This window comes from Desulfoluna spongiiphila (assembly GCF_900101345.1).
Taxonomy (GTDB): domain Bacteria; phylum Desulfobacterota; class Desulfobacteria; order Desulfobacterales; family Desulfolunaceae; genus Desulfoluna; species Desulfoluna spongiiphila.
The window spans coordinates 115839-131871 of the sequence record NZ_FMUX01000006.1 but is presented as its reverse complement, the minus strand read 5'-3'; the positions used below and the strand labels follow the sequence as shown (position 1 = coordinate 131871).

The 16033-nt window shown below is 58.1% G+C and carries 15 protein-coding genes; 2 read left to right on the top strand and 13 right to left on the bottom strand.

Annotation, left to right across the window (positions count from 1 at the left end; genetic code table 11):
• Positions 1-154 precede the first annotated feature (154 nt).
• From BLQ12_RS10180 to BLQ12_RS10165, 4 genes are all read right to left on the bottom strand, one after another.
• Positions 155-520, bottom strand: coding sequence for a LexA family protein (locus tag BLQ12_RS10180; RefSeq protein ID WP_226859971.1), 366 nt, complete (start codon positions 518-520; stop codon positions 155-157).
• A gap of 161 nt (positions 521-681) precedes the next feature.
• The gene (locus BLQ12_RS10175) at positions 682-1200 is read right to left on the bottom strand and encodes a cereblon family protein (RefSeq protein WP_092210543.1); all 519 of its coding nucleotides are present in this window, start codon (positions 1198-1200) and stop codon (positions 682-684) included.
• Positions 1201-1268: 68 nt separating this feature from the next.
• On the bottom strand, positions 1269-2042 hold the full coding sequence (gene ttcA / locus BLQ12_RS10170) for a tRNA 2-thiocytidine(32) synthetase TtcA (protein ID WP_092210542.1): 774 nt from the start codon (positions 2040-2042) through the stop codon (positions 1269-1271).
• Positions 2035-2745, bottom strand: a complete 711-nt coding sequence (locus tag BLQ12_RS10165; protein ID WP_092210541.1) for a histidine phosphatase family protein — start codon at positions 2743-2745, stop codon at positions 2035-2037. The genes ttcA and BLQ12_RS10165 overlap by 8 nt, the downstream gene beginning before the upstream one ends.
• 753 nt (positions 2746-3498) lie before the next feature.
• Between BLQ12_RS10165 and BLQ12_RS10160 the strand changes: the two genes are divergently transcribed.
• Positions 3499-3825, top strand: a complete 327-nt coding sequence (locus BLQ12_RS10160) for a hypothetical protein (protein ID WP_092210540.1) — start codon at positions 3499-3501, stop codon at positions 3823-3825.
• 90 nt (positions 3826-3915) lie between these two features.
• Positions 3916-4200: an integration host factor subunit alpha gene (locus BLQ12_RS10155; protein ID WP_092210539.1), complete on the top strand. Its 285-nt coding sequence runs from the start codon at positions 3916-3918 to the stop codon at positions 4198-4200.
• A gap of 128 nt (positions 4201-4328) precedes the next feature.
• Here the strand turns inward: BLQ12_RS10155 and BLQ12_RS10150 are convergent, their stop codons facing one another.
• The 9 genes from BLQ12_RS10150 to lysS form a co-directional block, all read right to left on the bottom strand.
• The gene (locus tag BLQ12_RS10150; RefSeq protein ID WP_092210538.1) at positions 4329-6095 is read right to left on the bottom strand and encodes an ABC transporter ATP-binding protein; all 1767 of its coding nucleotides are present in this window, start codon (positions 6093-6095) and stop codon (positions 4329-4331) included.
• 164 nt (positions 6096-6259) lie between these two features.
• Complete coding sequence (locus tag BLQ12_RS10145; RefSeq protein ID WP_254782035.1) at positions 6260-7156, bottom strand: LpxI family protein; 897 nt, start codon at positions 7154-7156, stop codon at positions 6260-6262.
• Positions 7157-7158: 2 nt separating this feature from the next.
• Positions 7159-7935 (bottom strand): acyl-ACP--UDP-N-acetylglucosamine O-acyltransferase, encoded by a 777-nt coding sequence (gene lpxA, locus BLQ12_RS10140; RefSeq protein ID WP_092210536.1) that lies wholly within the window; start codon positions 7933-7935, stop codon positions 7159-7161.
• Between the two features lie 166 nt (positions 7936-8101).
• Positions 8102-9127, bottom strand: coding sequence for a UDP-3-O-(3-hydroxymyristoyl)glucosamine N-acyltransferase (gene lpxD, locus BLQ12_RS10135; RefSeq protein WP_092210535.1), 1026 nt, complete (start codon positions 9125-9127; stop codon positions 8102-8104).
• Between the two features lies 1 nt (position 9128).
• A complete protein-coding gene (locus BLQ12_RS10130) occupies positions 9129-9629 on the bottom strand; it encodes an OmpH/Skp family outer membrane protein (protein ID WP_175469630.1) in 501 nt (166 codons plus the stop codon).
• 81 nt (positions 9630-9710) lie between these two features.
• Positions 9711-12374: an outer membrane protein assembly factor BamA gene (gene bamA, locus BLQ12_RS10125; RefSeq protein ID WP_092210533.1), complete on the bottom strand. Its 2664-nt coding sequence runs from the start codon at positions 12372-12374 to the stop codon at positions 9711-9713.
• 16 nt (positions 12375-12390) lie between these two features.
• The gene (locus BLQ12_RS10120) at positions 12391-13086 is read right to left on the bottom strand and encodes an ABC transporter ATP-binding protein (protein ID WP_092210532.1); all 696 of its coding nucleotides are present in this window, start codon (positions 13084-13086) and stop codon (positions 12391-12393) included.
• Positions 13079-14338 (bottom strand): lipoprotein-releasing ABC transporter permease subunit, encoded by a 1260-nt coding sequence (locus BLQ12_RS10115; protein ID WP_092210531.1) that lies wholly within the window; start codon positions 14336-14338, stop codon positions 13079-13081. Before BLQ12_RS10115 ends, BLQ12_RS10120 begins: the two co-directional genes overlap by 8 nt.
• Before the next feature lie 69 nt (positions 14339-14407).
• Complete coding sequence (lysS, locus tag BLQ12_RS10110) at positions 14408-15898, bottom strand: lysine--tRNA ligase (RefSeq protein WP_092210656.1); 1491 nt, start codon at positions 15896-15898, stop codon at positions 14408-14410.
• Between the last annotated feature and the right edge of the window lie 135 nt (positions 15899-16033).

The following is a 16033-nucleotide window of genomic DNA, read 5'->3' as shown; positions in this document are numbered from 1 at the left end:
TCCTCAGGGAAAATCACATCCGCCTTATAAGGGGGTTCATTCAAAAAGATTTTTTCAGAGCTGTTTGGTAAACGGTCCAAAAGATCAGCCGCCGGAGCCATACGCTCAGTAGCAACGCCTCGATCTATAACCCATCGCCCATGACCTTCCCGCTCTACATCAAATGAACCACGCTGGTCACCACGCCCCACACCTGAAAATTGATCCCGGCCTTCATCTCCATGGGCGCATAGGCGTCGTTTTCCGCCTCCAGAAAGACCCTGTCCCCGCGCCGCCGGAACCGTTTCACCGTAAGGTCACCGTTTACCACGGCAATGATCACCTTCCGATCGGCAGGCTCTAAAGAGCGGTCCACAACCAGGATGTCGTCCGGCAGAATGCCTGCTCCGATCATGGAATCTCCGGTCACCCGGACAAAAAAGGTGGCTGCGGGGTGCTTGATCAAAAGGGCGTTGAGATCAATGGACCCTTCCACGTAATCGTCGGCCGGCGACGGAAACCCCGCCGTAACCTTCCCCATAAAAAGAGGCCGCTTACACACCACGGCCGTCTCTGCCTTATATATTGTCCTGACCTTTGTCACCATTTCACACACGGTTCCCGGTTCGTTGTATGTTCCCCTTCCGCATCCCTAATCACTTATGCCCTATTACCTATGACCTGAATCCCCTATCATCTTTTTCACCTCTCCCCCTTGCCCTCCTCTTCCCGGGTAAGGGCGGCAAGGATCAGGCCGACGAAGGAGCCGGTCTTGGATTCAAAGAGCCAGCCCATGTGGGTCCCGCATCCCCGGCACCCGGCAAGGCGCCATCGGTACCCGGCAAACCAGGAAAATTCGGCGGAAGAGTCCGAAGAAAACGCGCAGCCCGGAGCCGCGACAAAGCACCCGATCTCGTAGTAGAGGCCGTGGGGATTGGCAAACCCATGGGTATGGGAGCCCCCCACCTCCATGCGGTCGTTGTCCCGGGTGATGGGAAACCCGCAGGTGGCGCAGACGATAACCACCCCGCCACCGGAATGGTCCACCGCTTCGGTGGCGAGTCCCTTTTTGCGGGCAGGTGCCCCGGATTTTCCGGTGCATCCTCCCTTTTTTCTCGGGCAATCCCTTGCTTCGACCGGAACAAAACAACCTGTATCCGTGGGGCAGGACATCACCATGGAAAGGGTCCCGGTATGTTCAGACGAATGTGTGGACATCATGGGCCATTGGCTCCTCATCGTTTGAGATGCGTCTATTAAAAGCTTACCTTACCCCGGACCGGTCCGGCTTAAAAGTCAAAAAGCGAGGTATCGGCAAGATGGGACGGGACCACGTTGCCCATGCCATGGAAAATCTTTTCCACCCGACCGGGGTGGTGCTTGCGCCACCCTGCAAGGATCTCTTTGACCTCGCGCCGTTTCTCGTTCTCTCCGGCACCGCAGAGATCCCTGGGCGCTGTGTCGTACCCGGCAAGGCGAAGGTACCGAAGGACATCCCCCTCGGCCACAAAGGCCATGGGCCGCACCACGGTAAGGTCCCCTTTCCGGGTGACAAGCTTCGGGGGCATCCCCTTCATCATGCCGCCGTAAAAAAGATTGAGCAAAAGGGTCTCCACCATGTCATCCATGTGGTGGCCCAGGGCAAGGTGGGAGAACCCGTTGGCCGCCGCATGGGCATAAAGGGCGCCCCGCCTCAGCCGGGCGCAGAGCGCACACATGTTCTTTCCGTCCGGGCACTTCTCCTTCAGGGTCTTCCAGATATCCTGGCGAATCACCTCGAAGGGCAGATCCACAAAGGCCATATGCCGGTGCAGAAGCGCTTCCGGAAACCCGGGGAACCCGTGATCAAGAAACACCACCCCCATCTCAAAGCGCTCTTTGCACTGCCTCCGGTAAGAGACCATGAGATCCACCAGGGTCAGGGAGTCCTTGCCCCCGGAGAGGCAGAGCATGACGCGGTCCCCCTCCCCCACCATGCGGTACTCCCGGATGGCCCGGGCCACACGCCAGGTGAGGTGGCGCCGGAGCTTCTCCCTCTGCTTTCGCGGCTTTGCCTCATCCATGGACAGCGGTCGCCTCCCCGGAGGCCAGCAGGGCCTCGTCCACGGCCATGGGCTGACTCTGATGGTTGACCGCCATGAGGCGTCCCTCCTTACGATAAAGCAACACCCCTTCGAGGTACCCCACCTTGCCCCAGGTTTCGTGGGACAGCTTCAAGGCAAACTCCTTGACGGCAAAAAGGTTCCAGTCGTGGGTCACCGCAACGGTGAGCCCCGGGGTTTCCCCTGCAAGGTGCCCTTCGGCAAACTTCAGCATGACGGAGGCGGCATGGTCTGCCGGGGCCATCACCTCAGGAGAAAATGCCCCGTCGATCCAGCGCCTTATAAACCCGGTGAGGTCGTGTTTGAGAATCAGGCCCACGGTTTGTTCAAAGTCTTTCACATAAAAAGGAGAAAGGGCCTCTTCAAGGGTGTTGAAATGATCCGCCCGGCACCCGCTGCCGCGCTGCAGGAGGTATGCGGTCTCGATACACCTGCCGATGTAACTGGAACACGGGGTCACGGGCAGCTCAGCGCCGAGGCCGCACCCAAAAGCCAGGGCCGCACGCTTGCCCTCGTCCGTCAGGCCCATAAACGGCTCCAGGCGGGGGTCGTTGCTGTAATGACGCGCCGAGTGCCGCATCAAAAGTACCTGATGTGTCACCCCTTCATTCCGAAGTTGCCGGACCACATCAACCGTGACCTGGCCAAGAGCCTCTGCACCCATAATCTCTCCCTGCTCCTTAAATGGTTATCCTTGGGACTCGGCAAAAAAAACACTCATACATCCGCTGTGTTGGCCGTTTGAGCGACGATCCGGATCCACCGATAGGACATGCATATAACGTCAATGGCGCTCTCTGGTGTGTGTCTGTTTCATTTCGGGCATGGACCTTACACCCTCGAACCTTCCAGGTACCGGCGCTTGCCGAAGGGCCAAGCCCCCGTGCCGGATGTTCCCGTCGAGCATATGAATTTTAGAGCCGGAAATCAATTGCCAAGGAAGGGTCCCGCCCCGGAAATGGAAACCATGCCGAGGAGGGTGCCTTTGATTTTTTGTCCCCGACCGTCCCAAAAGCCCTGACGGCGGACAAACCCCTTGACAGGCAACCCTCAAACGATATAACCACACGTGGGTATGGGAAATCGGGATTATCGTGACCCCTGCAGGGAACCGCATTGTGCATGACAGGTTTCACAGGGAAGCTGAACGTTATGGTCTCCGTTTTCCCGGGGCAAAGCGATCTTTTGCACTCAATGCTTGACAAGGATAACATATCCGTATATCTAAAAAAACTTTGTGTAAGGACACCGACCACGGGGAATCGTAAAACACCACCCCGGCGGAACCGGCACACAGGATGTCGTGGTCTGCCTGTTTTGCAACACTCTATGCTGGTGTACCGTATGTGTTTGCGAGGAACTCACCCCGCCGGCGTCCGAACCAACCACACAGACCAAGGATATCGTCAGCTGAGCCATGAATTGTATCGACGCCATTGAAGGAACGGCCAAAAAGGTTATCTCCGACTTTTATGCCATGCATGAAGCCGGGGAGATGGATGACACCGAGTTTGCCCGAAGCACGCGGGTCCTCATCGACGGGACCCGAGAGTTTGTGGTGGACAACTGTGAAATCACGCCCAACCCGGAGCTCTTGAAGACCGTTCTTTTCGAATACGCACGGGACCTGTGGAAACGCTCCCTCAAAGCCAAGGAAGAGGCCAGAACAGCCGCTTCCGGCGACCAGGGATACGACGATTATTATTTTGACTATATTTTCAGGCACGGCACCTACCCCGATTAGGGGAAAGCTATGCCTTAAACTCACCATATGTATTATCAATGCCCGGTACAGGGGCATTCAAAGCAGCAAAAATTTCAGGAGTATGTTGGTATGACACTTACAAAAAACGACATTGTGATGCGCGTAAGCGAAATGGGATTTTCAAAACAGCGGTCCGTAGATATCATCGAAAACCTGCTGGTCATCATGAAGGACACCCTGGCCGTCGGCGAGGATGTGCTCATCTCCCGTTTCGGCAAATTCTGCATCAAAACCAAGGGTGAGCGAAAAGGACGCAACCCTGCCACCGGCGACGAAATGATCTTGCGTGACCGCAAGGTGGTGACCTTCAAGTGTTCCGGTAAACTCCGCGACAAAATCAACGGTGACGCGTAGCCCTGACCGCTGATATAAGCATACAAAAAAAGGCGACCCCGCAAAGGGTCGCCTTTTTTCGTTTGGTGCAACAGGTTTTCTAAAGGCCGGGGGCCTGTTTACGGCCCGCAGCCCTTAAGCAGCTCACATCATGTTTTTTCGCCGGCCCGCCGTCTCGAAAACTGCATGGTGTGCAGCCTCGCGTACTCCCCGTCCCTGGCAAGGAGGTCGTCGTGCCTTCCCTCCTCCACAATCTCTCCCTTGGAGACCACCAGGATCCGGTCGGCGTGCTGGATGGTGGAGAGGCGGTGGGCAATGACAAAGGTCGTCCGCCCCTTCATGAGGTTTTCCAGGGCATCCTGCACCACCTTCTCCGCCTCGGTGTCCAGGGCGCTGGTGGCTTCATCAAGCAGCAGGATGGGGGCATCCTTAAGCAGGGCCCGTGCAATGCAGAGACGCTGCTTCTCCCCTCCGGAAAGACGGCTCCCGAGCTCTCCGATACGGGTATCAAACCCGTCCGGCAGCGCCATGATAAACCGATAGGCATAGGCTGCCTTGGACGCCGCCACAATGTCCTCCCAGGTGGCGTCGCTGTTGCCGTAGGCGATATTATCCCGAATGGACTCGTTAAACAGGATGGCATCCTGGGTAACCATGGCGATCCTGCTACGCAGGGAAGCCAGGGTCACTTTCCTGATATCGGTGCCGTCGATGGCAATCCGGCCCCCGGTCACATCATAAAACCGCGGGATCAGGTTGATGAAGGTGGATTTCCCCCCCCCGCTCATGCCCACAAGGGCGATGACCTCGCCTGGCTCGGCGCAAAGATCGACACCTTTGAGCACCGGATCTTCCCCATAGGAAAAGGAGACGTTCTCAAAGGCCACGCGATGGGACCCCGGTGAGAGTTCCACCGCCCCGGGGGAATCGGTTATCTCCGGGTCCATTTCGATGATCTCGAACACCCTGTCCAGTGCCGCCAGCCCTTCCTGGACCGTGTTGTTGAGCTTACTGAGTTTTTTCAAGGGTTCATACAAAAGCATCACAGCCGTCAGAAAGGAGAGGAAGGTCCCGGTGGTGGAGGTTCCGTTGATGACCCCGTGGCCGCCGTACCAGACCACGGCCGCAATGCCGAGGCCGCCGCAGACGTCCGTCACCGGCGATGAGAGTGCCTTGGCCTTCACCTTTTTCATCTCAAAGCGGAACAGGTCCCAGGACTTTTTGTAAAACCGCTGTTTCTCGTACTCTTCCCGTCCGAAGGCCTTGATGATCTTGGCTCCGGCAAAGGTCTCATGGAGAAAGGTGTTGAGTTCCCCCACCGACTGCTGGGTTCCAGTGCTCACCTTGCGGACTCGTCGGCCCAGCTTCACGATGGGGTAAAAGGCCACGGGAACCACCACCAGGGCCACCAGGGCCAGCTTCCAGTCCCGATAGATGATCACCCCGGTGAGGCCGATGATGGTAAACACATGCTCAATGGCTGCCGTCACCGAGGTGGAGACCATGGACTGAATAAGGGTGACGTCGTTGGTGATACGGCTCATGAGGACCCCGGTCCGCTCCTTTTGAAAAAAGGAGAGGGACAGGTCCTGGATGGTGCCGTAGAGTTCGTTCCTGAGGGTGGTGATGATACTCTGGCCCACGTTGTTCATGAAGTACTCTTTGGCAAGAACCGCCACCCCGCGCACCAGGGAGACCCCCAGCACCACAAAGGTCACCACCTTGAGCATGACGCCGTTCTGGGCGATGAAGATATCGTCCAGGATATTCTTGATCAGAAAGGCCAGGGCCGCGGTGGAGCCCGAGATCAAGGCCATGCAGACCATGGAGATCCCCAGCTTCATCCAGTTGTTCCGGATAAGCCCTAAAATTTTGCGATGCCGTTGGCCGGCCGTCAATTCCTGAATAAATTTCATAGTGATAATGTATCTAACCTTAGGCCCGCCCCTTCCGGGCGGGCGGCATGCCGCATAAACTCAAGGCATGGATGGATCAACAGACAAGGAGACCCCGGAGGGTGCCCGGGGTGATGGATGACAGGAGCCTGCATGGCTGTAAAAAAACGTGGTGCGATGTCGCCTTATCCCTTGCCCAGGACCGGACAGGATGCCGGTGAGCCGTCCACCGCCACAATGGTCATGCCGTTTTCATTGGCATAGGCCACCATGGCCTCGCGGTCGAACACCACGGCGTGCCCCGCCTCCAAAACGAGCCCGGTGACCCCGGCCTCTTTCATGGTTTGAAGGGTTTGAAGGCCCACGGCCGGTACGTCGAAGCGCATGTCCTGGGTGGGTTTGCTCACCTTGACCAGCACCGCGTCCCCGGTGCCCAGGCCGCCTCCCCGCCGAATGGTGGCGTCGGTGCCGTCAATGGCCTCCACGGCCAGGACGGACCCGCCGCCCATGACAATGCACTGCCCCACATCGAGGCGCCCGATCTCCTTGGCGATATCCCAGCCGGTTCGCATGTCCTTGGCCTGGGATGCGGTGGGCCGTTTCCGGGTCCAGAGGCCGGCATCGGCAAGGATCTCAGGGATCAGAAACGTGGATGAACGCACGGCCAGGCCCTCTTTTTCCAGAAGCCGGGCAAAGGCGCTCAAGAGGGTATCGTCGTGGGTATGGCGCATGCGGGCGAGAAACGCCACGGCCTTGGTATCAGGACGGATATCCCGGAAAACATGGGTCTTGGTGACGCCCCCCACGAGGACAACCTCCGCCACCCCATGGGTCCGGAAAAATCGGATAAGTTTTTTCACCTGACCGATGTGGAGCCATTCGGTCTCTTCGCAGACCCCCTCCACATCGGCAGTCGCTTCGTTTTTTATCGCTGCGGCGTAAACCCGGTAGCCCTTCTCTTTTGCTGCGCGCGAAAACAGCAGGGGAAACTGACCGTTGCCCGCAATGATTCCCACCTTCATGGCGTGATTCCTTTCCGGTGCCCCGGCAGCCCTGCCGTCGCCGTATCTGCCGGGTGTCATCGTTAGCGGGTGATCCCTCGGCTGGAGTTCTGGATAAAATCGATGAAGGCCACGACTTCCGGGATCTGGTTCACCTCGGCGCGAACCCGCTCGATGGCTTCGTTTAAGGTCAGGCCGATACGGAAGAGAAGGCGGTACGCACGTTTCAGTTCGGTGATGGTTCCTTCGGAAAAATCGCTTCGCCGCATGCCCACCTTGTTGAGCCCGTGGAGGGTGGCGCGGTCACCGGCTGAGATCACATAGGGCGGAATATCCTTTACCACCACGGACTTGCCGCCGATATAGGCGTAAGCCCCCACGCGGACAAACTGATGGATGGCGGTGAACCCGCCGATATTGGAAAAGTCCCCGAGTTCGCAGTGGCCCGCCAGGGTGGAGTTGTTGGCAAGGATCACCCGGCGCCCGGTCTTGCAGTCATGGGCCACATGGCAGTAGGCCATGAGAAAGTTCTCGGCCCCCACCTCGGTAATGCCCCCGCCCACACCGGTACCCCGGTTGATGGTAACAAATTCACGGATCACGGTGCCCCGTCCCACCTTGAGGTAGGTCACCTCTCCCTTGTACTTCAGGTCCTGGGGAGCCGCTCCCACCGAGGCGTACTGGAAAATCCGGCAATCCGGCCCGATGCTGGTATGCTCGTCAATGACCACATGGGAGGCGATCTCCGTCCCGGCCCCGATGGAGGTGTTCCCCCTGACAATGGTGTAGGGACCGATGACGACATCTTCGGCAATCTCCGCCGAAGGGTCAATAATGGCTGTCGGGTGTATGTTTGTCATGGCACATCCTTATATTTCTGCACACCGGCACGGTGCGAAAACTGTCAATGTTCTTTTCTGGTTCTGGTATATCGCGGCACAACACACCAAAGGGAGACTCCCCAAAGTGTATACGTTACGCGACGAGCCCGCAACGGGAAGGGGCCCGAATCGTTGGGAAACCTGCCTAATCTTCGGACTCAAGGCGGGCCACCCGCTTTTCAAGGCGGTCAACCGTTCGCTTGAGATCGGGCAGTTTGGGCATGAGCCCCATGAGTCTGAGCCACAATTTGTGCGGCATGGCCGGGGTTCCCGACACCACTTCACCTTCACCCACTGATTTTACCACTCCGGCGTCAGGCCCCACAATGGTGTTGTCGCCGATATGGATATGCCCGGAGATCCCCGCCTTGCCGGCCAGGATCACGTGGTTGCCCACCGTGGTGCTCCCGGCGATGCCCACCTGGGCCACCAGAAGGGTGTCTTCTCCCACCTCCACGTTGTGGGCCACATGGACCAGATTGTCGGTTTTCACCCCCCGCTTGATCCAGGTCCGCCCGGCGGTGGCGCGATCGATGGCGTTTAAGGCGCCGATCTCCACGTCGTCGTCGATCTGGACAATCCCGGTATGGGGAATTTTGCGGTAGCTCGTTCCCTCCGGGGCAAAACCGTATCCGTCGCTGCCGATGACGCTGCCGGAGTGGATCACCACCCGGTTGCCTAAAATGCAGCCATGGCCGATGGTGACATTTGATTTAAGGGTCACGCCATCGCCCAGGCGGGCGCCCTCTTCCACCACAACGCCGGGGAAAATGCGGCACCCCGTTCCCAGGGAGACGTTGTCGCCGATCACCGCACCGGGGCCGATCTCAACCGGTCCGCCGAAGGTGACCTGTTCCCCGATGAAGGCCTGGGGGCTCACCTTGTGCGCCACCTCCCGGCCCGGGGCAAACAGCTCCATGAGCCGTATAAAGGCCACCCGGGGGTTGGCCACCACAATGAGGCTCTTGTCCGTGTCGCCCGGTGCTTCGGGAACGAGCACCGTGCCGGCGCCTGTCTCCGAGAGCCGTTTCAGGTAGCTTGCATCCCCTGCAAAGACAACCTGATCTTCTTTTGCGTCTTCAAAAGGCGCCGGAGCCGTGACAGTCCGGGTTCCGTCACCAATAACGGTGCCTCCCAGCATGTCGGCAATGTCTTGAACGGTCCGCTTCATCTTACCTCTTTTCGTATGCCTTATCATACAGGCCTATGAGCCTGCTTGTCATGTCCATGGATTTGGGGGCGTAGAGCACCTCTTTTTTTTCAACGATCAACAGGTAGCCCCCTTTTCGGCCGAGGCCGTCGATAAGTCCGGCCAGCTCCGTTCTGATCTTTTCCGTCTGCCTGCGGTTGATCTCCTCAAACAGACGGCTGTACTTCTGATCCGCCGCCTTGAACTCACCCAGGAGCGTCTCCAGTTCCTTGCGTTTTTCCCCCACGTCACGGGAGGTGGCCGAGAGCGCAAGGTTCTCCAGGTCACCCTGCAGAGCCCCGATGCGCTTTTTCAAGCGCCCCAGCTCTGCCGTGCGTTCCGCCTGCTTGGTTCGAAGGGCTTCGGCGGCCTCACGGCCCGCCCGGGATTCCTTCAGCACACGCTGGAAATCCACCACACCAATTTTCGCCACGTCGGCTGCCAGGGCGCTTCCCCCCCAAAAAGCCAGGAAAAGAGCCGCCATCAGGCACCTGGTAACGCATCGCATAAAAGCCCCCGTTTCATTCGGTGGTATCGTTCACATCGGCCGGTGCCGACGTATTCTTTAAAAAGCCGTGCCCATGGTAAACTCCCAGCGTCCCGAGTCTTCACCGGGTTCGGGGTCCAGGATGTAGCCCCTTTCAAAACGGATGGGGCCGATGGGCGAGTACCAGCGGAAGCCGAAGCCGTAGGTCTGGCGAAGGCTCGACAGGTCGATGTTCCCGTTCTCTTCGTAGACGTTACCCGCATCGGTGAAGATCAGGGCCACTAGGCCATCCACCCCGAACAGGGGCGCGATGAGTTCCGCGTTGAACTGCACGTATTTTTCGCCGCCGATGGATTTTCCGTCTTCATCTTCAAGGTGGACATCCTCGAAATCAAACCCGCGCAGGGAGTTGATGCCCCCTAAGTAAAACTTCTTGTAGTCCGGCAGGAAGCCGTCGCTGTTTTCATGGACGATCCCCCCTTCGCCGTGGAGCATGCCCACCAGCTTCCACAACACGGGAAAGAACCAGCTCGATTCCGCCGTGTACTTGGAGTAACTGATGTCGCCCCCCAGGGGCCCGCCGGTATGCTCCACCCGCAGGGTGTGGTTGAAACCCCGGGTGGTCTGGGCGTTGTAGCGCCGGTCCCTGGAGTCATAGTTCAGGCTGAAGGCGGCGCTGCTCAGGGTGTTCTCCCCTTCCATCTCCTTGATCTGATCCGAGGCCGTGGGGTCAATGTCATCAATGGTGTTTTTCTCGAAGGTGTAGGAGACATAGGCGCGGGTGTAATCAAAGACGGGATAACCCAGGGTCAACCCGCCACCCACGGTCTCTTTGTCGTAGGAGGTGTATTCGTCATCCCAGTTCTTCAATTCATACTTGGAGTAGAGGGGAATGTCAAAAAGCCAGGGCTCCACGAAGATCAGCGAATACTTGTTGCCGGTGCCGCCGAACTGCGCCTTCAAATCGATGGACTGATCCCGACCGAAGAGGTTGCGCTTGGAGATGGAGGTGGTGCCGAAAAGTTTGTCCTCGCTGCTGTACCCCATGCCGAAGGTGAAGGTCCCGGTGGGTTTTTCCTTAACGTCGATGGAAAGGTTCACCTTGTCCGGGTCGGTGGTGTCCAGGGTATTCACCTTGATGTCCCCGAAATACTCCAGGCGATAAAGGTTCCGAACGCTCTCCTTGAGCCGGACACCGCGGTAGAGTTCCTGCTCGTAAACCTTGAGCTGACGACGGATTACCTTGTCCCGGGTCACCGAGTTGCCGGTGATGATGATCTTGTCAAAGTAGACCAGGTTCCCTTTGGAAACCCGGTAGGTCACATCGGCCACCTTCTCTTCCCGGTTACGCCGGATATCGGGCACCACCGAGGCTCGGGCGTACCCTTCATCGCTGTAGGTGTCCGTCAGGGCCACCACATCGTTCTGGACCTTTTCCCGGTTGAGAAACTCATCCTCTTCCACGGTCAGCCGCTCAAGGAGCGCCTCTTTGGTGTCCAGGATATCCCCGTCCACATCCACCCGGCCCAGGGCGTAGCGAATCCCTTCATCGATCTTTACGGTGATGTAGATCCATTTGCCCTTGTACTCCACCACGGGATCCGCGATGCGGCAATCGATAAAACCGCTTTTCTGGTATTCGGCGTTGATCACCGCCATGTCGACGTTCAGGTCCGCCATTTCCAGGGTACCGGAGGAGGTCAGCCAGGAGAAGAAGCCCTTTTTCTTGGTCTTGATCATCTTCCGGATCTTTTTATCCGAGAAAAAATCGTTGCCCTCCACGGCGATCTCTTTGATCCAGATCTTCTCCCCTTCCTCTATGGTAAATTCGAGGTCGGCCTGGTTGTTCTCCACATCGATGAGCCGGTAGCTCACCTTGGTCTTGTAATAGTGCTTTTCGTTGTAGAGGCTTTCGATCTGCTTGATGGAGGTGTTTAAGGCGCCGGTGTTGAAAATCGCGCCTTTGGTAAGGGTGATGTTCTTTTTCACCTTCTCGTCGTCGAAGACATGGTTCCCCGAGACCAGAACGTTGCGGATGGTGGGCTTTTCCTTCACGCGGAAAATCACCGTGGCCGTGGCGTCGTCATGGTGCTCGGCCACCACCTTGATGTCTTCAAAGTAGCCCATGCGGTAAATGGCCTTCATATCCCGCGTAAGGGCGTCTTTTTTCAGCCGGTCGCCGGCCTTGACCCGAACGACCCGAAGGACGGCGTCTCCTTCGATGCGCCGGTTGCCCTCCACCTTCACGTCCGCCACGGTCTCGAAGCTGAAAATCCGGGAGCCGATCTTCACGGCCAGATCGCCAACGGTGGAAATGAGGGTTTCCACCCCCTTGCCTTCGCTGGAAAGGGGCATGGTGGCTGCGCTCTTAACGTCGAGCAGGGTGGCGTCCAACCGGAAGGTATCCCCTGCCTGGGTCAACGTACCCCAGACCACATGATCAATCTTTTCAGAGGCAGCCGACGCTGCCAGGCGGCCGGTATCCACGGATCCGTTCTCACCCACGGCATCCAGCAGGGGCCCGGCATCCACCATCTCCCCGCCATCCCGCTGAAGCTGGCCGGAAAGGGTTTCGGGAATCTGCCCGGAGAGGTACGAGAGGTCCGTTTCAGAGGCCACGTGAAAAGGGAGAACGGCGATTCGTTTTGCCGCCTCTTCAGCCCGGGCGGGATTGGCTCCGGCCATTACCACGATCACGATCATCAGAGAAGAGAGAAGAGATCTGGTCAGTCGAGTCATCATACTGTTATCCTTGTTATCAAGTCCGTTCAACGAGCTGTCCCCCTTCCAGGGTTACCTGGCGGTCCATGTACCCGGCCAACTCCAGGTTGTGGGTCACCACCACAACCGTCATGCCGGTTTCACGGTTCAAGTCATCGAGCAGCTCATGGATCTGGCTGCTGTTTTTTCCGTCCAGGTTACCGGTCGGCTCATCAGCCAGAAGAATCGCGGGCCGTCCCACCACCGCTCGTGCAATGGCCACGCGTTGTTGTTCTCCCCCGGACAGTTCCCCCGCCCGATGGTGAAGCCGACGAGAAAGGCCGACCCTGTCAAGGATCGCCTCGGCGTCCTTCAGGGGCCCTTCTCCCTTTTCCCCTCTGATCAACCGGGGCAACATCACATTTTCAAGTGCTGTAAACTCCGGCAGTAAATGATGAAACTGGAACACAAAGCCAATGGTTCGATTGCGAAAATCCGCAAGGTGTTTGTCGTCCGCGGCAAAGACATCCATGCCGTCGCAGACAAGCCGCCCCGCGTCGGGCCGGTCCAGGGCCCCCACGATGTGTAAAAGGGTTGATTTGCCGATGCCGGACGCGCCGGTAACGGCAATCCGCTCGCCCCCCATCATGGAGAAATGGACATCCCTTAGCACGTCCAGGTCCACCCCACCGGCACTGTACGACTTGGAAATGCCCTCCAGGGACAGGCAGGCGCCTCTCATTGAATCACCCATAACGTATCGCCTCCACCGTGTTCTGCCTGGAAGCCTGCCACGCCGGGTACAGGGTGGCCAGAAAACAGATGCCAAAGGCCGAAGCGGAGATGACCAGAACATCCATGGCCTCCAGCCGCACCGGCAGGGTTGAAAAAATGTAGACCTTGGGCAGGTCGATAAATTTGAAATGCTTCAGAAAAAAACAGAGTACCACCCCCAGCACCACGCCGATGGAGGTGCCCACCATGCCGATGAGGGTACCCTGGTACACAAAAATCCGCATGATGCTGCCGTCCGTGGCGCCCATGGCCTTTAAGATGGCAATATCCCGTGTCTTTTCCATCACCATCATGATCAGGCTGCTGGCGATGTTAAAGGCCGCCACCAGAACAATGAGGATGAGGATCACAAACATGGCCGCCTTCTCAAGCTTGAGCGCTGAAAAGAGGCTGGCGTTCATCTGCATCCAGTCCCGGGCCCAGAAAATGGGCCCCATCTGGGCAAGGATCCCTTCGCGGACCTGATGGGCGTCATAGGGAGCATCAATCCAGACATCCATGCCCGAGACCTTGTCCCCCAAACGAAAAACGGACTTGGCGTCATCGATATGGATGTAGGCAAAGGCGCTGTCGTATTCGTACATCCCGGAATCAAAGAGGCCCGCCACCCTGAACTGCCGCATGGAGGGCACGTGGCCCATGGGGGATATCATCCCCTTGGGAGAGATCAGGTAGATCATGTCCCCTTCTCCCACCCCTAAATTCAAGGCCAGCTCCTTGCCGAGCACCACCCCCGGTGCCGGGGGGCGTCCCCGGGAAGGGGCTTTGCGCGCGAGCTGTGTTTCGAGGCGCTCCGGGGGGAACCCCTCGATCTGGGTCACGCCGGCAGCGGGATCCACCCCGCGAAGCACGGCACCGGACACGCCGTAACCGGAGCGCAGCATCACCTGCCCGTAGACAAAAGGAGCGGCCACCGTCACCCCGTCCACCCCTTCGATCACATTCAGGAGGTGCGCCGGGTCGGCAATGCCGCCGCCACGTTTCATCACGGTAATATGGGATTGGAATCCCAGGATGCGGGCCTTGAAATCCTTTTCAGCCCCGGTCATCACGGCAATCACCACCACAAGGGCCATCACCCCCACGGCAACACCGGCAACCGAAAGCAAAGAAATAAGGGAAATAAAGGCTTGCCTGCGCTTGGCCTTTAGATAGCGCAAGGCAATGAGGAGTTCATACGATATGGAAAGGGGCGATCCGATTCGGCTCATTCAACCATCGTTTTACAGGAGGTATTAAAAAAACCGTCGGCAGGGCTCTGCCCCACCGACGGCATCATATCACGACTTTTCGATTCGCTTCATCAAGGGGAACAAAATCACCTCGCGAATGGAGGGGGAGTCGGTGAGCAGCATGGCAAGGCGGTCAATACCGATGCCCTCTCCTGCCGTGGGAGGCATCCCGTACTCCAGGGCTTCAATGTAATCACTGTCCATGTTGTGGGCCTCTTCGTTGCCCGCTTCCTTGTCCGCAACCTGCTGGAGGAACCGGCCCCGCTGGTCTTCGGGGTCGTTGAGCTCGGAGAAGCCGTTGGCGATCTCACGGCCTGCGATGAAGAGCTCAAAGCGGTCGGTGAGTTCCGGCTGGGTGTCGCTGCGACGGGACAGGGGCGACACCTCCACCGGATACCCGGTGATGAAGGTGGGCTGGATGAGGTTGGGTTCCACCAGCTCGTCGAAGAGCTTGGTGATCACCTTGCCCATGCGGTCCGCTTTGGTGATGTGAATGCCCTTGGCCTCGGCAAAGGCCAGGAGGCCCTGGTGATCGTCCAGGATCTCTTTGTCCACCCCGCCGATCTCCACCAGGGAGTCCATCATGGGAATGCGTCGCCACGCCTTGCTGAAATCGATGGTGTCGCCCTGGTACTCAATGACCGGAGACCCGGTGGTCTTTTCGGTCACAAAGGCAAACATCTCCTCGGTCAGGTCCATGAGGTCTTCGTAGTTGGCGTAGGCCTGGTAGAACTCGATCATGGTGAACTCCGGGTTGTGCCGGGTGGACACCCCTTCGTTCCTGAAGTTGCGGTTGATCTCGAACACGCGCTCGAATCCGCCCACCACCAGACGCTTCAGGTAAAGCTCCGGTGCGATGCGCAGGTAAAGGTCCATGTCCAGAGCGCGGTGATGGGTCACAAAGGGAGTGGCTTCCGCTCCGCCGGCAATGGGCTGCATCATGGGGGTTTCCACCTCAAGGTAGTCCCGTTCCAGGAGGAACTCACGCACGGCCTGGACCATGCGGCTTCGCCTTCGGAAGATCTCCTTGACGTCCTGGTTCATGATCAGGTCCACATACCGCTGGCGGTACCGTTTTTCAGGGTCTTTGAGGCCGTGGAATTTTTCGGGCAGCGGGCGCACGGACTTGCACACGAGGGAGAGGCAGGTGGGCTGAAGGGTCCACTCGCCGGTGCGGGTTTTAAAAAGGGTACCGGTGAGGCCGAGGAAATCGCCGATGTCCATCTTCTTAAAGAGGTCGTAGGCCTCATCCCCCACCTTGTCCTTGGCAACAAAGGCCTGCATCAGGCCGCTGCGGTCCCGAAACCGGACAAACGAGGACTTGCCCATGCGGTTGATGGCCATGATACGCCCGGCCACGGTAAAGACAGCCCCTTCTTCACCGGTATTCTCCGGCTCGGCTTCAATGAAGGCCTTGAGATCGGCAACGGTATGGGTCACCCGCAGGTCATTGGGGTAGAGGTTGACGCCCCGCCCTTTCAGCTCTTCATTTTTCGCTTTTCTCTGTTCAACGACGTCCTGTGCGCTTTCTTTGCTCATGCTTTTGCTGCTCACTTTATTGATGGCTCCGTAAAAAAACAGCCCTGCCCCGGCACATCCGGTGCCGGGGTTGCCCTTGCCAAATGGAAGGGAGAACCATTCGCAGCGTATTTTTTTACGGTCGCATCTTCATTG

Coding starts and splice junctions, on each gene's coding strand:
- BLQ12_RS10180 (WP_226859971.1), bottom strand. CDS start 520: ATGGGGAAGGTTACGGCGGGGTTTCCGTCGCCGGCCGACGATTACGTG.
- BLQ12_RS10175 (WP_092210543.1), bottom strand. CDS start 1,200: ATGATGTCCACACATTCGTCTGAACATACCGGGACCCTTTCCATGGTG.
- ttcA (WP_092210542.1), bottom strand. CDS start 2,042: ATGGATGAGGCAAAGCCGCGAAAGCAGAGGGAGAAGCTCCGGCGCCAC.
- BLQ12_RS10165 (WP_092210541.1), bottom strand. CDS start 2,745: ATGGGTGCAGAGGCTCTTGGCCAGGTCACGGTTGATGTGGTCCGGCAA.
- BLQ12_RS10160 (WP_092210540.1), top strand. CDS start 3,499: ATGAATTGTATCGACGCCATTGAAGGAACGGCCAAAAAGGTTATCTCC.
- BLQ12_RS10155 (WP_092210539.1), top strand. CDS start 3,916: ATGACACTTACAAAAAACGACATTGTGATGCGCGTAAGCGAAATGGGA.
- BLQ12_RS10150 (WP_092210538.1), bottom strand. CDS start 6,095: ATGAAATTTATTCAGGAATTGACGGCCGGCCAACGGCATCGCAAAATT.
- BLQ12_RS10145 (WP_254782035.1), bottom strand. CDS start 7,156: ATGACACCCGGCAGATACGGCGACGGCAGGGCTGCCGGGGCACCGGAA.
- lpxA (WP_092210536.1), bottom strand. CDS start 7,935: ATGACAAACATACACCCGACAGCCATTATTGACCCTTCGGCGGAGATT.
- lpxD (WP_092210535.1), bottom strand. CDS start 9,127: ATGAAGCGGACCGTTCAAGACATTGCCGACATGCTGGGAGGCACCGTT.
- BLQ12_RS10130 (WP_175469630.1), bottom strand. CDS start 9,629: ATGGCGGCTCTTTTCCTGGCTTTTTGGGGGGGAAGCGCCCTGGCAGCC.
- bamA (WP_092210533.1), bottom strand. CDS start 12,374: ATGATGACTCGACTGACCAGATCTCTTCTCTCTTCTCTGATGATCGTG.
- BLQ12_RS10120 (WP_092210532.1), bottom strand. CDS start 13,086: ATGGGTGATTCAATGAGAGGCGCCTGCCTGTCCCTGGAGGGCATTTCC.
- BLQ12_RS10115 (WP_092210531.1), bottom strand. CDS start 14,338: ATGAGCCGAATCGGATCGCCCCTTTCCATATCGTATGAACTCCTCATT.
- lysS (WP_092210656.1), bottom strand. CDS start 15,898: ATGAGCAAAGAAAGCGCACAGGACGTCGTTGAACAGAGAAAAGCGAAA.